Genomic DNA, 17,108 nt, shown 5'->3' with positions numbered 1-17,108 from the left:
GTGGCCCGGTACGTGATGGTGGCCCGGTACCGGGAATCGTCGCCGAGGCGCATCGGCTGGTCGGCGCGGCGCAGGCGGCGCTGTCGGGCGAGCCGCGCCCGCGTGCCCTGCTGGCCGACTGCGCCCGCCGCTTGGATCAGCCGCTGCGGGTCGCGCTCGCCGGTTCGATCAAGGCGGGCAAATCCACCCTGCTGAACTCCCTTGTCGGACAGGACATCGCACCCACCGACGCGACCGAGTGCACCAGGGTGGTCACCTGGTACCGCTACGGTTCGACACCCAGCGTGACCGCCTACGCCCCCGACGGCGCCCGTGCGCACGTCGTGGTCCGGCGTGGCAGCGGGACCCATGGGCTGTCATTCGACCTGGACGGGCTCAACTGGAACGCCCCGGCGGCGCGGGAGGTCGACCATCTCGAGGTCGAATGGCCCGCCGCGGCACTCGCGCACACCACCATCATCGACACGCCGGGCACGTCTTCGCTGTCGCGCGAGGTGTCGCGGCGCACCGCGCGCCTGCTGACGCCGGGAGCGGACGACGAGCGGGCCGAGCAGGGGATCGCCATCCCGGGCGCCGACGCGGTCGTCTATCTGCTGCGCCGGTTGGACGCTACCGACGTGCAGTTCCTCGAGCGCGTGGGCGCCGGAACCGCGACCAACGGCGGGCCGGGAGCGCCCGGTCCGCTCGGCATCGTCGGCGTGGTGTCGCGGGCCGACGAGATCGGGGCGGGCCGGATCGATGCGCTGCACTCGGCGCGCGATGTCGCCACCCGCTTCGCCGGGGAATTGGAACGGACGGGTCTGTGCCAGGCCGTGATCCCGGTCGCCGGGCTGCTCGCGTTCGCTGCGGCGACGCTGCGTCAGCAGGAGTTCGCCGCGTTCGAGACGCTGGCGCGGGTCCCGGTCGACGAGCTGAGCGCCGCTTTGCTCTCGGCCGACCGTTTCGCGCGCGCGGACGTGCCGCTGCCGGTGCCGCCGAAACTGCGAGCGCAGCTCGCCGAGCGGTTCGGGCTGTTCGGCATCCGGATGGCCGTCACGCTGATCCGGCTCGGGGTGCGCGATTCAGCCACGCTGGCCGCCGAATTGACCAGCCGCAGCGGCGTGGACGAACTGCGGTCGGTGCTCGACGTCCAGTTCGGGCAGCGCGCCGACCAGCTCAAAGCGCATTCCGCGCTGACCGCCCTGGCCCGGGTGCTGACCGCCTACCGCGGCACCCCGGCCGACCGCCTGCTGCCCAGGGTGCGCACCTTGCTCGCGGACGTGCACGGTTTCGCCGAGCTACGCCTGCTCGGCCGCCTGCGCACCGACGAATTGGCGCTGCCCGCCGACGATCTCGCCGAGCTGCACCGGCTCATCGGCGGCTCTGGCATCGCACCCCACCTGCGTCTGGGTCTTCCATTCGACGCGCCGCTGCCCGCGCAGCGCGCGCAAGCGGTGGCCGCGGTCCGGAAGTGGCGCGCCCGGGCGCGCCACCCCCTCGCCGACCAGTTCACCGCGACGGCCTGCCTGACCGCCGCCCGCAGCGCCGAAGGCACCTTGAGCGTGCTGCCGGAATGATCGGCCGCTGAGCCTCCGAGGTCCCGTGACCTGCGGTGACTGTCGCACTCCGCCGCCACGGGCGGTGTAGTCGAGGTGCGCCCGGGTATGCGCCCTGGTAGCGAGAGGAGGTAACGATGAGCCAAAAGGACGTCGTACACGAATTGCTCGTCCGCGCCGGCACGGGATACGCCGAGGAAGCGGGCATCACGCTCGACGACAAACCGGCCGCGCTTTTCCAGTTGCTCATGCTTTCCCAGCTGCTCAGCGCCCGGATCTCCGCCGATATCGCCATCGGGGCCACACGAGAGCTGATCGGCAGCGGCTACCGGACGCCGCACCGGGTCGCGGACGCGGAGTGGCAGGAACTGGTCGACGCGCTGGGGCGGGGGAACTACCGCCGCTACGACGAGAGCACCGCGACGCGGCTGGGCCACAACGCCTCGCGCGTGCTCGACCGCTACCACGGTGACCTTCGGGAACTGGCGAAGAAGGCGGACAACGACCCGCAGCGCGCCGCGGAACTGCTGCAAGAGTTCGACGGCATCGGCCCGACCGGGGCCCACATCTTCCTGCGCGAGATCCAGGACATCTGGACCTGGGTCCGGCCGCACTTCGACGAACGGGCCTTGCGCGGCGCCAAGCGGGTGCAGTTGCCGGAAGACCCCGACCGGCTGGCGAGCCTGGCCCCGGATCACCACACCGCGGAGCTCGCCGCGGCCCTGGTGCGGGTGACGCTGGACGAGAAGATCGCCGACGACGTCCTCGCCGCCGCGCCCTGAGCGGTCCTCAATTCAGGGCGGCGCCGGAGCCGCGCGGGTCGATGAGGATCTTCGCGTGCCGCTCCGGGTTGCCGAGTGCGGCGAAGGCGTCCGCCACGCCGTCCAGTCCGACGGTCCCGGTGATCAGCGGGCTCGGATCGACTTCGCCCTCGGCGAGCATGTGCAAGGTGTCGCGGAACTCGCCGGGGTCGTAGCCGAACGCGAACCGCAGCTCGATCTCCTTGTTGATCGCCACCGCCGGGTGGAAGCGGTCGGTCTCCATGCACACCCCGACCACGACCACGCGCGACAGCGGCGGTGCGGCCGTGATGATCTGGTCGATGACGCCGGGCACGCCGACGCATTCGAAGATCACCGGCCCGGCTGGACCCGCGTTCACCGTGTGAGCCAGCCGGAAGACATACCACCAGGGCAGGTTCGGTATCCGCCGCAGGCGTTCCATGGTGTCGAACCCGAGCCCGAGTATGTCGGTGACGCCGTCGATCCGGCCCTTCTTCGGGGCGGCCGTCCAGGGCGACTCCGTGGCGGGGTCGACCACGACGTCCGCGCCGCAGGCGGTGGCGAGTTCGCGCCTGCGCGGCGAGAAATCGCTGCCGATCACGGTGCGCACGCCCGCCGCCTTGAGCATGCTGATCACCGCCAGGCCGATCGGCCCGCAGCCGATGACGAACGCGGTCTGTCCCTTGCCGACCCGGCCCTTGCGCACCGCGTGCCAGGCCACTGCCATGGGCTCGGTCAACGCGGCGTGTTCGGGGGACAGGCCGTTGGGCACCGGCATGGTCATCGATTCCTGCACCACCACCTGCTCGGCATAGGCGCCGGGCGCCGCGGTGGACAGCCCGACCAGATGCGGTTGGCGGCCGTGCCGGACGATCGGGAGCGCCACCACCGGCGTGCCCGTCTTCCACCTTCTGCGGCAGTCCGGCCCGTACTCGACGACCGTGCCGCTGAATTCGTGGCCGAGCACCACGCTCTGGTCCGAGCGCATGAAGTGCTCGTAGCCCGTGGCGACGGCGAGGTCGGCCAGTTCGTCGGCGTGGGTGCGGGCATGCAGGTCCGATCCGCAGATGCCGCAGCGCGACACATCGATCAGCAGTTGACCCGCGCCTGGCCGGGGCGTGGGCAGCTCCGCGACCTCGAATTCGGCGGCGGTGACGACGGCGGCCCTCATGGCGACTCCTCGGATCGACGGCGCACGGGCGGGTGCCCCGCGGTCACCCTACTGCGCGAGCACGCCCGTCGCGGCTTCCTCGGCCGCCTGGTTGTGCGGGCTGCGCTGTGCGGCGGATCACACGGTTGTGCCGCCCGCCGGGAATTAATCGCGCGAGTCGGCCGTTGAGCTTTTCGACAAGATTGAGTGCGATCGACTCAAGTTTCGGTTGACTCCGAGACTCCTGCGGGGCAGGATTGAGCCGACCACGCTCAGTGTTGCTGGGGCTGTGCTCCGTGAGGTGCTAGGGGCGAGGTCTCGCGGCGTCCGTCATCGGGCGTCGCAGGGCGGTTTTCGCCCGGCACCGACACACATTGGTACGTCACTTAGGAGGAACCACAATGGCTCGTGCGGTCGGAATCGACCTCGGGACCACGAACTCGGTCGTCGCCGTTCTCGAAGGCGGCGAGCCGGTCGTCGTCGCCAACTCGGAAGGATCGCGCACCACCCCGTCGATCGTCGCGTTCGCGAAGAACGGCGAGGTACTGGTCGGCCAGCCGGCCAAGAACCAGGCCGTCACCAACGTCGACCGCACCATTCGCTCCGTCAAGCGGCACATCGGCACGGACTGGACCGTCGAGATCGATGGCAAGAAGTACACGCCGCAGGAGATCAGCGCACGCACGCTGATGAAGTTGAAGCGCGACGCGGAGTCCTACCTCGGTGAGGAGATCACCGACGCGGTCATCACCGTGCCCGCCTACTTCGAGGACGCCCAGCGGCAGGCCACGAAGGAAGCAGGCCAGATCGCGGGCCTGAACGTCCTGCGCATCGTCAACGAGCCCACCGCGGCGGCGCTGGCCTACGGCCTGGACAAGGGCGACAAGGAGCAGACCATCCTGGTCTTCGACCTCGGTGGCGGCACCTTCGACGTCTCGCTGCTGGAGATCGGCGAGGGCGTCGTCGAGGTCCGCGCCACCTCCGGCGACAACCACCTCGGTGGCGACGACTGGGACGAGCGGGTCGTGCAGTGGCTGGTCGACAAGTTCAAGGCCAGCTCGGGCATCGACCTGACCAAGGACAAGATGGCCATGCAGCGGCTGCGTGAGGCCGCCGAGAAGGCCAAGATCGAGCTGAGCTCCTCGCAGAGCACCTCGATCAACCTGCCCTACATCACCGTCGACGCGGACAAGAACCCGCTGTTCCTCGACGAGCAGCTGACCCGCGCTGAATTCCAGAAGATCACCTCGGACCTGCTCGACCGCACCCGCGCGCCGTTCCAGTCCGTGATCAAGGACGCGGGCATCAAGGTGTCCGACATCGACCACGTGGTGCTCGTCGGCGGTTCCACCCGGATGCCCGCCGTCTCCGATCTGGTCAAGGAACTGACCGGCGGCAAGGAGCCCAACAAGGGCGTGAACCCGGACGAGGTCGTCGCCGTCGGCGCCGCCCTGCAGGCCGGTGTGCTCAAGGGTGAGGTCAAGGACGTCCTGCTGCTCGACGTGACCCCGCTGTCGCTGGGCATCGAGACCAAGGGCGGGGTGATGACCAAGCTCATCGAGCGCAACACCACCATCCCGACCAAGCGCTCGGAGACCTTCACCACGGCCGACGACAACCAGCCGTCGGTGCAGATCCAGGTGTTCCAGGGTGAGCGCGAGATCGCCTCGCACAACAAGCTGCTCGGTTCCTTCGAGCTGACCGGCATCCCGCCGGCCCCGCGTGGCGTGCCGCAGATCGAGGTCACCTTCGACATCGACGCCAACGGCATCGTGCACGTCACCGCGAAGGACAAGGGCACCGGCAAGGAGAACACGATCAAGATCCAGGACGGCTCCGGTCTGTCCAAGGAAGAGATCGATCGGATGATCAAGGACGCCGAGGCGCACGCGGCCGAGGACAAGGCCCGCCGCGAGGAGGCCGAGACCCGCAACCAGGCCGAGTCGCTGGTGCACCAGACCGAGAAGTTCATCAAGGAGAACGAGGAGAAGGTCCCCGCGGACGTCAAGACCAAGGTCGAGGCGGCCATCGCCGAGGCGAACGAGGCTCTGAAGGGCACCGACATCGCCGCGGTCAAGGCGGCGGTCGAGAAGCTGGCGACCGAGTCGCAGGCCCTCGGCCAGGCCATCTACGAGGCCTCCGCCGCGGACGCCGCGGCGCAGGGCAACGGCGCGTCGAGCAGCGCGCAGGACGATGACCAGGTCGTGGACGCCGAGGTCGTGGACGAGCCGGTCGACACGGAGAAGAAGTGAGCGAGGGCAACGCTGAGAAGGAGCCGGTCACCTTCGTCGACAACCGGAAGATAGATCCGGAGACCGGTGAGATCAGGCAGCCGGCCGCGGACAACGGCGCCGCGGCCGCGCAGGCCCCGGAGCCGGGCGACGGTGCGGACTTCGGTAACGGCGACGCGCTCGCCGACACCATCAGCGGCGAGCTCGCCGAGCGCACCGCCGACCTGCAGCGACTGACCGCGGAGTACGCCAACTATCGGCGCCGGGTCGAGCGCGACCGCAAGGCCGCGATCGATTCCGCCAAGGCGTCGGTGGTCACCGAATTGCTCGGCGTGCTCGACGATCTCGACCGGGCGCGGGCGCACGGCGACCTGGAGTCCGGTCCGCTGAAGTCGGTGGCCGACAAGCTGTCGGCCGCGCTGCTCAAGCAGGGCCTCGAGGAGTTCGGTTCGGAGGGCGAGCCTTTCGACCCGACCCTGCACGAGGCCGTGCAGCACGAGGGCTCCGGCCACGATCCGGTGATCGGCATTGTGATGCGCAAAGGCTATCGCTTCGGCGATAGGGTGCTTCGGCACGCGCTCGTCGGGGTAACCGACGGCGTGGCCGATCTGACGGAGAACGAGAACCAGCCGACCGAAGAGGCATCGGATGTTGATGCCGGCGCGAACGAACAATAAGGACGCGAGAGGAGGAGATGCTCGGTGAGCCAACGGGAGTGGATCGAAAAGGACTTCTACAAGGAACTGGGTGTTTCCTCCAGCGCCTCGCAGGACGAGATCAAGAAGGCCTACCGCAAGCTCGCGCGCGACTTGCACCCGGATGCCAACCCCGGTGACACCAAAGCCGAGGAGAAGTTCAAGGCCGTCAGCGAGGCGCACGCCGTGCTGTCGGATCCGGCCAAGCGCAAGGAGTACGACGACACCCGCAAGCTCTTCGCGGGTGGCGGCTACAGCCGCGGTGGGTTCGGGTCCGGCGCGGGGGGCGGCTTCTCGCAGGAGTTCAATCTCGGGGACATCTTCGGCGGTGCGAGCACCGGCGACGGTGGCCTCGGCGACCTGCTCGGCGGTCTGTTCAACCGGGGTGGCGGCGCGCGGACGTCGAGCCGCCCCCGGCGCGGCGCCGACGTGGAGACCGAGACCACTCTCGGTTTCCGGGAGGCGGCCCAGGGCGTCACGGTTCCGCTGCGAATGACCAGTCCGTCGCCGTGCACCACGTGTCACGGCAGCGGCGCCAAGCCGGGCACGAGTCCGCGAGTCTGCCCGATCTGCAACGGGACCGGCATCGTCAGCCGTAACCAGGGCGCGTTCGGCTTCAGCGAGCCGTGCGACGAGTGCCGGGGCAGCGGATCGATCATCGACGACCCGTGCCTGGACTGCCAGGGCAGCGGTATCCAGAACCGCACGCGCACCATCACGGTGCGTATTCCCCCGGGAGTCGGTGACGGGCAACGGATCCGGCTGGCCGGACAGGGCGAGGCGGGACTGCGCGGGGCGCCCTCGGGCGACCTCTATGTCACCGTCCACGTCAGCCAGGACAAGGTCTTCGGCCGCAACGGCGACGACCTGACCCTGGTGCTGCCGGTCAGTTACAGTGAACTGGTTCTCGGCACCACGGTTTCGGTGCCCACGCTGGACGGCCGGGTCGGCGTCAAGGTGCCTCCGGGCACCGCGGACGGCCGCACCCTGCGGGTACGCGGCCGCGGCGTGCCCAAGCGCGGCGGCGGCGCGGGCGACCTGCTGGTGACGGTGAAAGTCGCGGTGCCGCAGAAGCTCGACGGCGACGCCGTCGAGGCACTCAAGCGCTACCAGGAGGCCGAGCGGGCGAGTGGCTTCGATCCACGTGCGGGATGGGCAGGTGCGTGATGTCCTCGGAACCGAAGAACGCGTCCGGCGGGTCGCGGGCCGAGTTCTTCATGATCTCGGTGGCGGCCCAGCTGGCCGGCATGCACGCGCAGACGCTGCGCACGTATGACCGTCTGGGACTGGTCACGCCGCAACGGACTTCGGGTGGCGGGCGGCGCTATTCGGCCCGGGACGTCGAGCTGCTGCGCGAGGTGCAGCGGCTGTCCCAGGACGAAGGCGTCAACCTGGCGGGCATCAAGCGCATCATCGAACTGACCAATCAGGTGGAGGAGCTGCGCCAGCAGGTCGCGGAACTGTCGGCCGAGCTGGAGCGGGCCCGGGCCGGATACCGTCCCGATCTCGCCCCGCAGCGCAGTACCGCGTTGGTCGTCTGGCAGCCGCGGCACCGCCGCGAGGACGGCCAGCGCAGGCGATAACCGGCACGACGACGGCCCCGGCCTCGGTCGCACAGCGCGACCCGAGGCCGGGGCCGTCGTCGTTGAGACACCGCCGATGATTTGCTGAAAATAAGCCATATTATGCTCTGTACAAGTGCTGCGGCGGAGTTCATTTCGTTGTCGAATCAACTGGCGCTTTTCACCATAGATTTGTTTACGGATCGAGATCGGTTTGCCCGGTTCGTACTCCGTGTGCTGTTCTGCGTGTTGCCCTGAAGTCGCTAGAACAGACCAATCGGGACGTATTTAACCAAGAGGCACTTACCTTTTCGGTGTGCGGACGACTGATTTAGCGGCAGATCTACGGTCTTTCAGTCGGTTTCTCTGGCGTGTCTCCCTGGATATCCTCGTTTCGAGGAAATTGCACGCGTGATGTTCCTTCGAAAGATTCCGTTGCTGGCAAACCTCGCCTACACTCCTTGCCATCGGCTGCTGTCGAGTGGCCCCGCAGCACCTCACTCGCCGGCATGGTTCGTGAACGAGTGCGAAATGGGGTTGTGAGACCAATGGATTCACGCACTGTCGCTTTGATCAGAACTACGTTCAAGGCGGTTGCTGCGGAGGATGGGGGGCCGGAGAAACTGGCCAGATCGTTCTATGCGATCTTGTTCACCGACTACCCGCACGTCCGCGATTTCTTTCCCGCCGCGATGGACTCGCAGCGCGATCGCCTGGTCAAGGCGATCTCCTATGCGCTGGACCGGTTGGAGGAGCCCGACAAGCTGCTGCCCTTCCTCGCCCAGCTCGGTAGGGACCACCGCAAGTACGGCGTGCAGCCCGCGCACTACATCGCTGTCGCCACCGCGCTGAAGACCGCCGTGAAGGTGTTCGCGGGCACCGAGATGTGGACCGACGAGGTCGACCGCGCCTGGGACGAGGGCCTGAAGATCATCGCCGACACCATGATCGGCGCGGCGGAGAAGGAGACCACGCCGTCGGCGTGGACCGGCACGGTGATCGAACGCCGGGAGGTCCTGCGCAACCTGGTCATCGTCCGGCTGCAATTGGATCAGCCGATGCGGTACGCCGCGGGTCAGTATCTGAGTGTGCAGATCCCGTCGCGGCCGCGCATGTGGCGCTATCTCTCGCCCGCCGTGCCCGCGACTGCCAACGGCGAGATCGAGTTCCACGTCCGGAGCGTGCTGGGCGGCTGGGTCAGCTCGGCCATCGTCGGCCAGACCGTCGTCGGCGACCAGTGGCTGCTCGGCTCACCGCTGGGCGGTCTCGGAGTCCCGCGCAACGCCAAACGCAAGATGCTGATGATCGGCTGCGGCACCGGGATCGCGCCGCTGCGCGCCCAGCTCATGTCGATGGCGATGCGGCGCACCAATCCGAAGGTGCACCTGTTCGTCGGCGGGCACCACCCGTGCGACCTCTACGACCTGGAGACGCTGAGCAAGCTCGCGATGGCCAACCGCTGGCTCACCGTCACACCGGTGAGCGAGCACGAGGAAAACCCGTGGTGGTACGCCGAACCCGACGAACCGCGCACCACCTGGCCCGGCCTGGAACCGCGCGTGACCGGCCAGATCGGCAAGGTCGTCGCGAGCTTCGGCGCCTGGTCCGACCGCGACGTCCAGATCGCCGGGTCGCCCTCGATGGTGCAGACCACCAAGTTCCGCCTCATGGCAGCGGGGACGCTGGCGAAGAACATCCGCCACGACCCGTTGTATTGAGGTTGTGTTGGTTTCCCAGCGCCCGCGAACGGCGGATGCTCGGTCTCGCTTCGCTCGAAGCCCGTGATCGAGCTGGTGTGGTTGCGTCGGTTGCGATCACCGAACTCACGGAGGGCCGTTCGGATGAGCGATCGGTTGGATCGGTTACAGCCCCTCGAACTGAATCCGTTCCGGTGGGGTTCCGGTTTCGAGGAGGCGGTCGACGGTGGTCTGGACCATGGCCGGGGAGCCGCAGACCAGCACTTGGTGTTCGAGGAACGCGCCGTGCGAGCCGAGGACGTCGGCGAGCGTGCCGTAGAGGAGATCGTCGGGTGCGAAACCGATGTCGACGCGGGACTGTTCGTACCACTCGTCGACCCAGTTCGGGTCCTGCGGGCTCTCCACCACCGGAATCACGGTGAGCCAAGGCAATTCGGCGGCCAGCAGAAACAGCATGTCGGACGCGTAGAGGTCGCGCGGGTAGCGGCCGCCGACGAAGAGGTAGGTGGGCGGCGGCGAAGGCTTGCGCGCCAGCTCGAGGATCTGCGCGCGCATCGGCGCCAAACCCGTGCCGCCGGCGATCATCACCACCTCGCCGCCGTCCGGGTCGACCCAGAACCCGCCGGCCGGAGCGCCGATCCGCCACTCGTCGCCCGGCTGGGTGTCGGCGACGATCGCGCCGCTGCACCAGCCGCCCGGCACCGTGCGCACGTGGAACTCCAGCTTCCCGTCCAGCGAGGGCGGCAGCGCCGGGGAGAACCTGCGGCGCACCCCAGGGTGCTGGGGCACCCGCACCTCGACCGACTGTCCGGCGGCGAACGGCACGAACTCGCCGATCAGGCGGATCACCGCGAGGTCGTGCCGCAGCCGATGGTGACCGACGACGGTCGAGGTCCATTCCGGCGCCTGATTACCGTTACCGAGCATGCTCGGATCCCCCAACGGGGCCTCCTTCGTTACACAGGGTCGCAGCTGATGTTCTGCTCCGGCGTGCCGACCGCGAGCAGCGCTCGCCGGGTGTCGGCGATCATCCGGGCCGAACCGGCGATCTGGATCTGCCGGTCCGCCCACGCGCCGAAGCTCGCGACCACGGCGCCAAGGTTACCGATCAGGCGCCGGTGCATGCCGTACGGTGCGTCCTGCGGCGGATGCGGGTACCACCAGGGGTTGGTCTTCTGCTCGCACACCGGGACGATCGTCAGCCACGGGTTGCTCTGCGAGAGTTGCCACATGTTCTCCACGTCGTACAGGTCGCAGGGATAGCGACCGCCGATGAAGAAGTGCACACGTGGGTTGATGCCCCGCTGGCCCATCTCGATCAGTTGCGCGCGCAGCGGGGCGATGCCGGTGCCCGAGCCGATCATGAGCACGTCGCGGCCGCTGTCCCGGTCGACGTGCAGTCCGCCGAGCGGGCCCGCGATCCGCCATCGGTCGCCCACCCTGGTCTCGTTGACGATCGCCGGGCTGACCCAGCCGCCGCGGATCTTGCGCACGTGGAACTCGATCTCGCCGTACGGGTTGGAGGGGATCGCCGGGGAGAAATAACGCCACATCTTGGGCCGCTGCGGAATCGTCACCGGCACGTACTGCCCCGCCTGGTAGGGCACCGGCCCGTCGGACTGTAGGCGCACGATGGCCAGGTCCTCCAGCACACGGCGATGGCCGACCACGGTGGCCTCCCATACCGGCTGCGACTTGTCGGAGTTGGCGCCGATGGCCATGGAGGCGGAGATCAGGATGGTGATGTCGCGCCAGCCCTCTTCCAGGCCCCGATTCCAGCCCGCGCCGTTGTAGACCCGGAACGCCGCGAGCAGCGCGCGGCCCGCCATGTCGTAGTGCGCCGCCTCGACGCCGTACTTGCGATGGTCGCGGGCGAGTTGCTCCAGGAATTTCTGTGCCCGGTCCCAGTCCTCCAGGTGGTCGAGCACGTACTGGATGGCCGTGGCGATCCGTTTGGCCTGCATCTCCATGGCGGGCGGGAACAATTCGCGCAGCCGTGGGTTCTCGGCGAACAAATGTCCGTAGAACGCACTGACCAACCGCTCGGGTCCGTTCGGCGACTCGATCACCGAACGAAAATTGGCGCGGACCAGCGCAGCCGAACGCGCATCCACGACGTGGAGCTTCCTTTCCCTCAGTTCTGCCCGGGGACATACCCGTTACCGGTGGTCTCCCGCCGACAAGTATCCCCGAAAATGCCGTGGTCGTGTGGGTATAGGCGTACCTCGCCTTCCCTCCGGCCGTGGGCGGGCCGGAGACGGACTACGTCCGACGGCGCCGTGCGACCCGCGCAAACGGTAATCGGTGGGCAAACGGCGGATGCCGCTGCCCCGCACGAACCCGCGCCGGGGGCGAGCTGTGCCGGAATCCCGCGGTCCGTCCTGGACGCGCGGAGGCCGTTCCCAGCCGGTCAGGTCCCGGCGCCGGTGCGGACCGCGGGCACGACCTGCTCGGTATAACGACGGATCTGCTCCACCGGTTCCCCCTCGGTCGGCCAGAAGACGAAACCATCGATCCGCTGGTCACGGTGCAGGGCGAGCAGATCGTCGACCCAGCGCTCGGCGGGGCCCTCCAGGAAGCCGCGGTCGGCCCCGTCCGCGGTGATGGTCCCCGACACGTTCAACACCCGCCGCACCGTCAGCGGGTCCCGGTCCGCCGCGACGGCCGCGTCATCGATCCGCCTGCCGGCTTCGGCGAGGAACTCCGGCGGGGCCCACGCGGCCGACGGCACCCAGCCGTCGGCGACGCGACCGGTGAGTTCGAGCATGCGCGGCCCCCGCGCGCCGAGCCAGATGCCCGGGTCGTGCTGCGGACGGGGACCGGGATGCGCACCCGCCAGGGCGTAGAAGGCGCCCGGCACCCGGACCGACCGCGCGTCGCTCCACAGGGCGCGGATGACCGCGATCGCCTCGGCCAGGGCGTGTACCGCCTCGCCGCCGGTTCGCCGTGGTCCGCCCATGCCGGCGACGGCGTCCCAGAACGCGCCCGCGCCGAGGCCGAGCTGGATCCGGCCGTCGCTGATGATGTCGAGCGAGGCCACCGCCTTCGCGAGCAGCGCTGGATGGCGCAGCGGCAGGTTCGCGACGTCGGGGAAGAAGGTGATCCGCTCGGTCCGTGTGGCGAGCGCGGTGATCAGCGTCCAGGTGTCCAGGAAGCGGCGCTGGTAGGGGTGGTCCTGGATGCCGATCAGGTCGAGTCCGGACACGTCCGCGTAGACGCTCAGCTCGGCGAGCCTGCGGAAGTCGTCGGCCTCGGGGATCAGGAACAAGCCGAACTGGGGTGGTCGGGTGCTCAGCACGCACCTCCGGGGTGGTGTCGCGGGGGCGGGACGGCTCAGATGGCGAGCACGGTCTTGCCGCGCGCGCCGGGCGCTCCGATGACCGCGGGTCCCTCCGCGAGCGGGACGGTGGCATCGATCGGCACGACCACGTCACCCGCCGCGACGCGCTGGATCAGCCGGGCCAGTTCCGCCGCGCTGCCCTTGGATTCGATGTTGCCGCCCGCGAGCGACCGTGCGCGCAACGCGTCCTCGTCGGCGGCGAAGATGGTGGAGTACACCGTGCCGCCGTCGCGGACCAGCGTGGTCAGCTCCGCCAGCGCCTCGGGCGGGCTCACCAGGTCGAACAGCACGTCGATCCCGTCCGGATGCGCGGCGGCGACCTGGTCGCGCACCGGGCCCGCGGTGTAGTCCACCGTCTCGGCCGCGCCCAGCCGGGTCATCTGATCGGCGGAGCCGCCGCGCGCCGTCGCGATGACGTGCGCGCCCGCGATATTGGCCAGTTGCACCAAAAAGGAGCCGACGCCGCCGGTCGCGCCGACGATCAGTACCGTTTGGCCGGGCTGGATGTGCGTGGCGTCCACGAGGTCCTGCGCGGTCACCCCGGCGGTGGGCAGCGCGGCGGCCGCGACGGTCGGCACGCCCGGCGGGATCGGCACGAGCGTGCCGCCCTCCGGCAACACCGCGTACTCGGCGAAGCTGCCGTGGCCAACCGGTGGGGTGAGGAACTTGCCGACCACCCGGTCGCCGACGGCGAAGCGGCTGACGCCCGCGCCGATCGTGGCGACCGTCCCCGCACCGTCCACGCCGAGGATCATCGGAAAGTCGTGCGGCAGTTTGCCGTCCAGGATCCCGTCGGCCAGCTTCGCGTCGAAGGGATTCACTCCGGCCGCCTGGAGCTGGACCCGCACGGCTCCCGGGCCGGGCTCGGGCATCGGCATCTCGGCCAGTTCCGGCGTCGCTCCGAACTTCCGTACCACGATCGCGCGCATCCATACGCTCCTTGATTCGGGGTGAAGAGCTCACGGCCGAGGTCATCGTAGGCACCCGAACCCCCTCGACGTGCGGAATCATCGCATCGGCGGTGTCGCGCGGCGTCGCATTCGCCGGTGTCGCGGCGTAGCGTTCGACACGATCCGGCGGTATCGGACCGGCGCGGTGAAGAATTTCAAACTTGAGCGGAACAGACTCAACCTTTCGGACGTTGGACGGTAAGGAACGGCGCCGAGCCGAAGCGGGAGCGGGCGCGTCGGAGCGTGAGCTCCGGCCGGATGACCGCGCTCGGCCGCCGTGTGCATCGACTAGTAGGAAGGTGACCCGTGGACTCGTTCAATCCCACCACCAAGACCCAGGCGGCGCTGACCGCTGCCTTGCAGGCGGCCTCCGCCGCGGGCAACCCGGAGATTCGTCCGGCGCACTTGCTGGTGGCGTTGCTGGACCAGACCGACGGCATCGCCGCGCCCTTGCTGAAAGCAGTCGGAACGGATCCGGCGACCGTGCGAGGCGAGGCACAGGACATCGTGGACCGGCTGCCCCGCGCGACCGGCGCCACCACCACCCCGAACCTGGGCCGCGAGGCGCTCGCCGCGATCACCGCGGCGCAGCGCCTGGCCACCGAGCTCGGTGACGAGTACGTCTCCACCGAGCACGTCATGGTCGGTCTCGCCGAAGGCGACTCCGACGTGACGATGCTGCTGCGCAAGTACGGCGCCACCGCCGACGCGCTCCGCTCGGCGTTCACCGCGGTGCGCGGCAGCGCCCGTGTGACCAGCCCCGATCCGGAGGGCAGCTACCAGGCGCTGGAGAAGTACTCCACCGATCTGACGGCCTCGGCTCGCGCGGGCAAGCTCGACCCGGTGATCGGCCGGGACACCGAGATCCGCCGGGTGGTGCAGGTGCTGAGTCGGCGCACCAAGAACAACCCGGTGCTGATCGGCGAGCCCGGCGTCGGCAAGACGGCGATCGTCGAGGGCCTGGCCCAGCGCATCGTGGCGGGCGACGTCCCGGAGTCGCTGCGCGGCAAGTCCGTCGTCGCGCTGGACCTCGGCGCGATGGTCGCGGGCGCGAAGTACCGCGGCGAGTTCGAGGAGCGGCTCAAGGCCGTGCTCGAGGACATCAAGAACAGCGCGGGTCAGATCATCACGTTCATCGACGAGCTGCACACCATCGTCGGCGCGGGCGCCACCGGCGAATCGGCGATGGACGCGGGCAACATGATCAAGCCGATGCTGGCTCGCGGCGAGCTGCGCCTGGTCGGCGCGACCACGTTGGAGGAATACCGCCAGCACATCGAGAAGGACGCCGCCCTGGAACGGCGCTTCCAGCAGGTGCTGGTCGGCGAGCCGTCGGTGGAGGACACCATCGGCATCCTGCGTGGCATCAAAGAGCGCTACGAGGTGCACCACGGCGTGCGCATCACCGACTCCGCGCTGGTCGCCGCGGCCACGCTGTCGGACCGCTACATCACTTCCCGGTTCCTGCCGGACAAGGCGATCGACCTGGTCGACGAGTCGGCCTCGCGGTTGCGCATGGAGATCGACTCCCGCCCCGTGGAGATCGACGAGGTGGAACGCGCGGTGCGCAGGCTGGAGATCGAGGAGGTCGCCCTCGCCAAGGAGACCGACGAGGCCTCCAAGCAGCGGCTGGAGAAACTGCGCTCCGAACTCGCCGACGACCGGGAGAAACTCAACCAGCTGACCACCCGCTGGCAGAACGAGAAGAACGCGATCGATCAGGTGCGCACGCTCAAAGAGCAGCTGGAAGCGCTGCGCGGCGAGTCGGAGCGCGCCGAGCGCGACGGCGATCTGGGCAAGGCCGCCGAACTGCGCTACGGCCGGATCCCGGCGCTGGAGAAGCAGCTCGCCGAGGCCGAAAAAATTTCGGCCACAGCGGGAGACGGCGAGGTGATGCTCAAGGAGGAGGTCGGCCCGGACGACATCGCCGAGGTGGTGTCCTCCTGGACCGGTATTCCGGTGGGCCGGATGCTGGAAGGGGAGACGCAGAAGCTGCTGCGCATGGAGGACGAGCTGGGCCGCCGCGTGGTCGGCCAGAACGAGGCGGTGCAGGCGGTGTCCGACGCGGTGCGCCGGGCGCGCGCGGGTGTCGCCGACCCGAATCGCCCGACCGGCTCGTTCATGTTCATCGGCCCCACGGGCGTCGGCAAGACCGAGCTGGCGAAGGCGTTGGCCGACTTCCTGTTCGACGACGAGCGCGCCATGGTCCGCATCGACATGAGCGAGTACAGCGAGAAGCACTCGGTCGCCCGGCTGGTCGGCGCCCCGCCCGGCTACGTCGGTTACGACCAGGGCGGTCAGCTCACCGAGGCGGTGCGGCGCAGGCCCTACACGGTGGTGCTGTTCGACGAGATCGAGAAGGCGCACCCGGACGTGTTCGACATCCTGCTGCAAGTGCTCGACGAAGGCAGGCTCACCGATGGCCAGGGCCGCACGGTGGACTTCCGCAACACCATCCTCATCCTGACCTCCAACCTGGGCGCGGGCGGTGATCGCGAGTTCGTCATGAACGCCGTGCGCTCGGCCTTCAAGCCGGAGTTCCTCAACCGCCTCGACGACGTGGTCATGTTCCACTCGCTCGACGAGGAACAGCTCGAGCACATCGTCGACATCCAGCTCGAGCAGCTGCAGAAGCGGCTGGCGCAGCGCAGGCTGAAGCTGGAGGTCAGCGATTCGGCCCGGTTCTGGCTGGCGGTGCGCGGCTACGACCCCGCCTACGGCGCGCGCCCGTTGCGCAGGCTTATCCAGCAGGCCATCGGCGATTCCCTCGCCAAGGAACTGCTCGCGGGCGAGATCACCGACGGCGACAACGTCAAGGTGAGTGTCAGCCCCGACGGGGACGGCCTGATCATCGGCAGGTGAGCGAGCGGCCCCGCTCCGGGCAGCGCTCGGGGCGAGGCCGGCTACTCGCCGGGCCCGTCGAGGGGATCGGCGAACGCGCCCTACAGCCCCCGGGGGTCGTCGGCGCGGCGGGCTGAGGCCGGGGGCGGTCTCGGCGATGTCGCGAATGGGATACTGCCCACTTCGCGGCACGGCAGGGCGAGGGCCGCCAGTGCCTCTCGCGCACAGCACATTTCGTCCACGGGGGGCGAGCGTGCTGGATGTGGGATCGATTGCGAGCGTGCGCCTCCCGGCAGGCTTCCGCACGGGCGAAGGCACACCCGCC

Annotated in this window: 13 protein-coding genes; 8 read left to right on the top strand and 5 right to left on the bottom strand. The window is 69.2% G+C overall.

The features are described 5' to 3' along the window. Nucleotides 1–35 precede the first annotated feature (35 nt). Both ABZ552_RS00765 and ABZ552_RS00760 read left to right on the top strand, forming a co-directional pair. Nucleotides 36–1,556, top strand: coding sequence for a dynamin family protein (locus ABZ552_RS00765; protein ID WP_281919438.1), 1,521 nt, complete (start codon nucleotides 36–38; stop codon nucleotides 1,554–1,556). A gap of 116 nt (nucleotides 1,557–1,672) precedes the next feature. Further along, nucleotides 1,673–2,317 carry an endonuclease gene (locus tag ABZ552_RS00760; protein ID WP_281876151.1) on the top strand — a complete coding sequence of 215 codons (645 nt, stop codon included), beginning with the start codon at nucleotides 1,673–1,675 and terminating at the stop codon, nucleotides 2,315–2,317. Nucleotides 2,318–2,324: 7 nt separating this feature from the next. Here the strand turns inward: ABZ552_RS00760 and ABZ552_RS00755 are convergent, their stop codons facing one another. Next, nucleotides 2,325–3,488: a zinc-binding dehydrogenase gene (locus ABZ552_RS00755; protein WP_357435081.1), complete on the bottom strand. Its 1,164-nt coding sequence runs from the start codon at nucleotides 3,486–3,488 to the stop codon at nucleotides 2,325–2,327. A gap of 380 nt (nucleotides 3,489–3,868) precedes the next feature. On the opposite strand from ABZ552_RS00755, the gene dnaK reads away from it, so the two are divergent. The 5 genes from dnaK (at nucleotide 3,869) to ABZ552_RS00730 (ending at nucleotide 9,673) form a co-directional block, all read left to right on the top strand. Beyond that, a complete protein-coding gene (gene dnaK / locus ABZ552_RS00750) occupies nucleotides 3,869–5,719 on the top strand; it encodes a molecular chaperone DnaK (protein WP_281876147.1) in 1,851 nt (616 codons plus the stop codon). After that, complete coding sequence (gene grpE, locus ABZ552_RS00745; RefSeq protein ID WP_159846058.1) at nucleotides 5,716–6,375, top strand: nucleotide exchange factor GrpE; 660 nt, start codon at nucleotides 5,716–5,718, stop codon at nucleotides 6,373–6,375. The genes dnaK and grpE overlap by 4 nt, the downstream gene beginning before the upstream one ends. Nucleotides 6,376–6,399: 24 nt before the next feature. Beyond that, the gene (dnaJ, locus tag ABZ552_RS00740; protein WP_281876145.1) at nucleotides 6,400–7,560 is read left to right on the top strand and encodes a molecular chaperone DnaJ; all 1,161 of its coding nucleotides are present in this window, start codon (nucleotides 6,400–6,402) and stop codon (nucleotides 7,558–7,560) included. After that, nucleotides 7,560–7,976 carry a helix-turn-helix transcriptional regulator gene (locus ABZ552_RS00735; protein ID WP_281876144.1) on the top strand — a complete coding sequence of 139 codons (417 nt, stop codon included), beginning with the start codon at nucleotides 7,560–7,562 and terminating at the stop codon, nucleotides 7,974–7,976. Before dnaJ ends, ABZ552_RS00735 begins: the two co-directional genes overlap by 1 nt. A gap of 527 nt (nucleotides 7,977–8,503) precedes the next feature. Then, nucleotides 8,504–9,673: an FAD-binding oxidoreductase gene (locus tag ABZ552_RS00730; RefSeq protein WP_357435077.1), complete on the top strand. Its 1,170-nt coding sequence runs from the start codon at nucleotides 8,504–8,506 to the stop codon at nucleotides 9,671–9,673. Between the two features lie 144 nt (nucleotides 9,674–9,817). On the opposite strand, the gene ABZ552_RS00725 is transcribed toward ABZ552_RS00730, so the two are convergent. From ABZ552_RS00725 to ABZ552_RS00710, 4 genes are all read right to left on the bottom strand, one after another. Further along, entirely contained in the window at nucleotides 9,818–10,579 is a 762-nt protein-coding gene (locus tag ABZ552_RS00725) for an FAD-binding oxidoreductase (RefSeq protein WP_357435522.1), read from the bottom strand. A gap of 29 nt (nucleotides 10,580–10,608) precedes the next feature. Next, a complete protein-coding gene (locus ABZ552_RS00720; protein WP_281876141.1) occupies nucleotides 10,609–11,766 on the bottom strand; it encodes an FAD-binding oxidoreductase in 1,158 nt (385 codons plus the stop codon). A 296-nt stretch (nucleotides 11,767–12,062) separates the two neighbouring features. Further along, the gene (locus ABZ552_RS00715) at nucleotides 12,063–12,950 is read right to left on the bottom strand and encodes an LLM class flavin-dependent oxidoreductase (protein WP_357435075.1); all 888 of its coding nucleotides are present in this window, start codon (nucleotides 12,948–12,950) and stop codon (nucleotides 12,063–12,065) included. Nucleotides 12,951–12,985: 35 nt separating this feature from the next. Then, nucleotides 12,986–13,921: an NADP-dependent oxidoreductase gene (locus ABZ552_RS00710; protein WP_281876139.1), complete on the bottom strand. Its 936-nt coding sequence runs from the start codon at nucleotides 13,919–13,921 to the stop codon at nucleotides 12,986–12,988. 327 nt (nucleotides 13,922–14,248) lie between these two features. On the opposite strand from ABZ552_RS00710, the gene clpB reads away from it, so the two are divergent. Continuing rightward, the gene (clpB, locus tag ABZ552_RS00705; RefSeq protein ID WP_357435073.1) at nucleotides 14,249–16,804 is read left to right on the top strand and encodes an ATP-dependent chaperone ClpB; all 2,556 of its coding nucleotides are present in this window, start codon (nucleotides 14,249–14,251) and stop codon (nucleotides 16,802–16,804) included. Nucleotides 16,805–17,108 lie beyond the last annotated feature (304 nt).

The organism is Nocardia sp. NPDC019219, assembly GCF_040632645.1.
GTDB classification, from domain to species: domain Bacteria; phylum Actinomycetota; class Actinomycetes; order Mycobacteriales; family Mycobacteriaceae; genus Nocardia; species Nocardia sputorum.
The sequence above is the reverse complement of the archived record's forward strand: the minus strand, read 5'-3'. Positions and strand labels throughout refer to the sequence as shown.

What these genes read in the sequence shown, in the direction of transcription:
- ABZ552_RS00735 (WP_281876144.1), top strand. Translation starts at nt 7,560, where the DNA reads ATGTCCTCGGAACCGAAGAACGCGTCCGGCGGGTCGCGGGCCGAGTTC.
- ABZ552_RS00725 (WP_357435522.1), bottom strand. Translation starts at nt 10,579, where the DNA reads ATGCTCGGTAACGGTAATCAGGCGCCGGAATGGACCTCGACCGTCGTC.
- ABZ552_RS00760 (WP_281876151.1), top strand. Translation starts at nt 1,673, where the DNA reads ATGAGCCAAAAGGACGTCGTACACGAATTGCTCGTCCGCGCCGGCACG.
- dnaK (WP_281876147.1), top strand. Translation starts at nt 3,869, where the DNA reads ATGGCTCGTGCGGTCGGAATCGACCTCGGGACCACGAACTCGGTCGTC.
- ABZ552_RS00710 (WP_281876139.1), bottom strand. Translation starts at nt 13,921, where the DNA reads ATGCGCGCGATCGTGGTACGGAAGTTCGGAGCGACGCCGGAACTGGCC.
- ABZ552_RS00755 (WP_357435081.1), bottom strand. Translation starts at nt 3,488, where the DNA reads ATGAGGGCCGCCGTCGTCACCGCCGCCGAATTCGAGGTCGCGGAGCTG.
- ABZ552_RS00730 (WP_357435077.1), top strand. Translation starts at nt 8,504, where the DNA reads ATGGATTCACGCACTGTCGCTTTGATCAGAACTACGTTCAAGGCGGTT.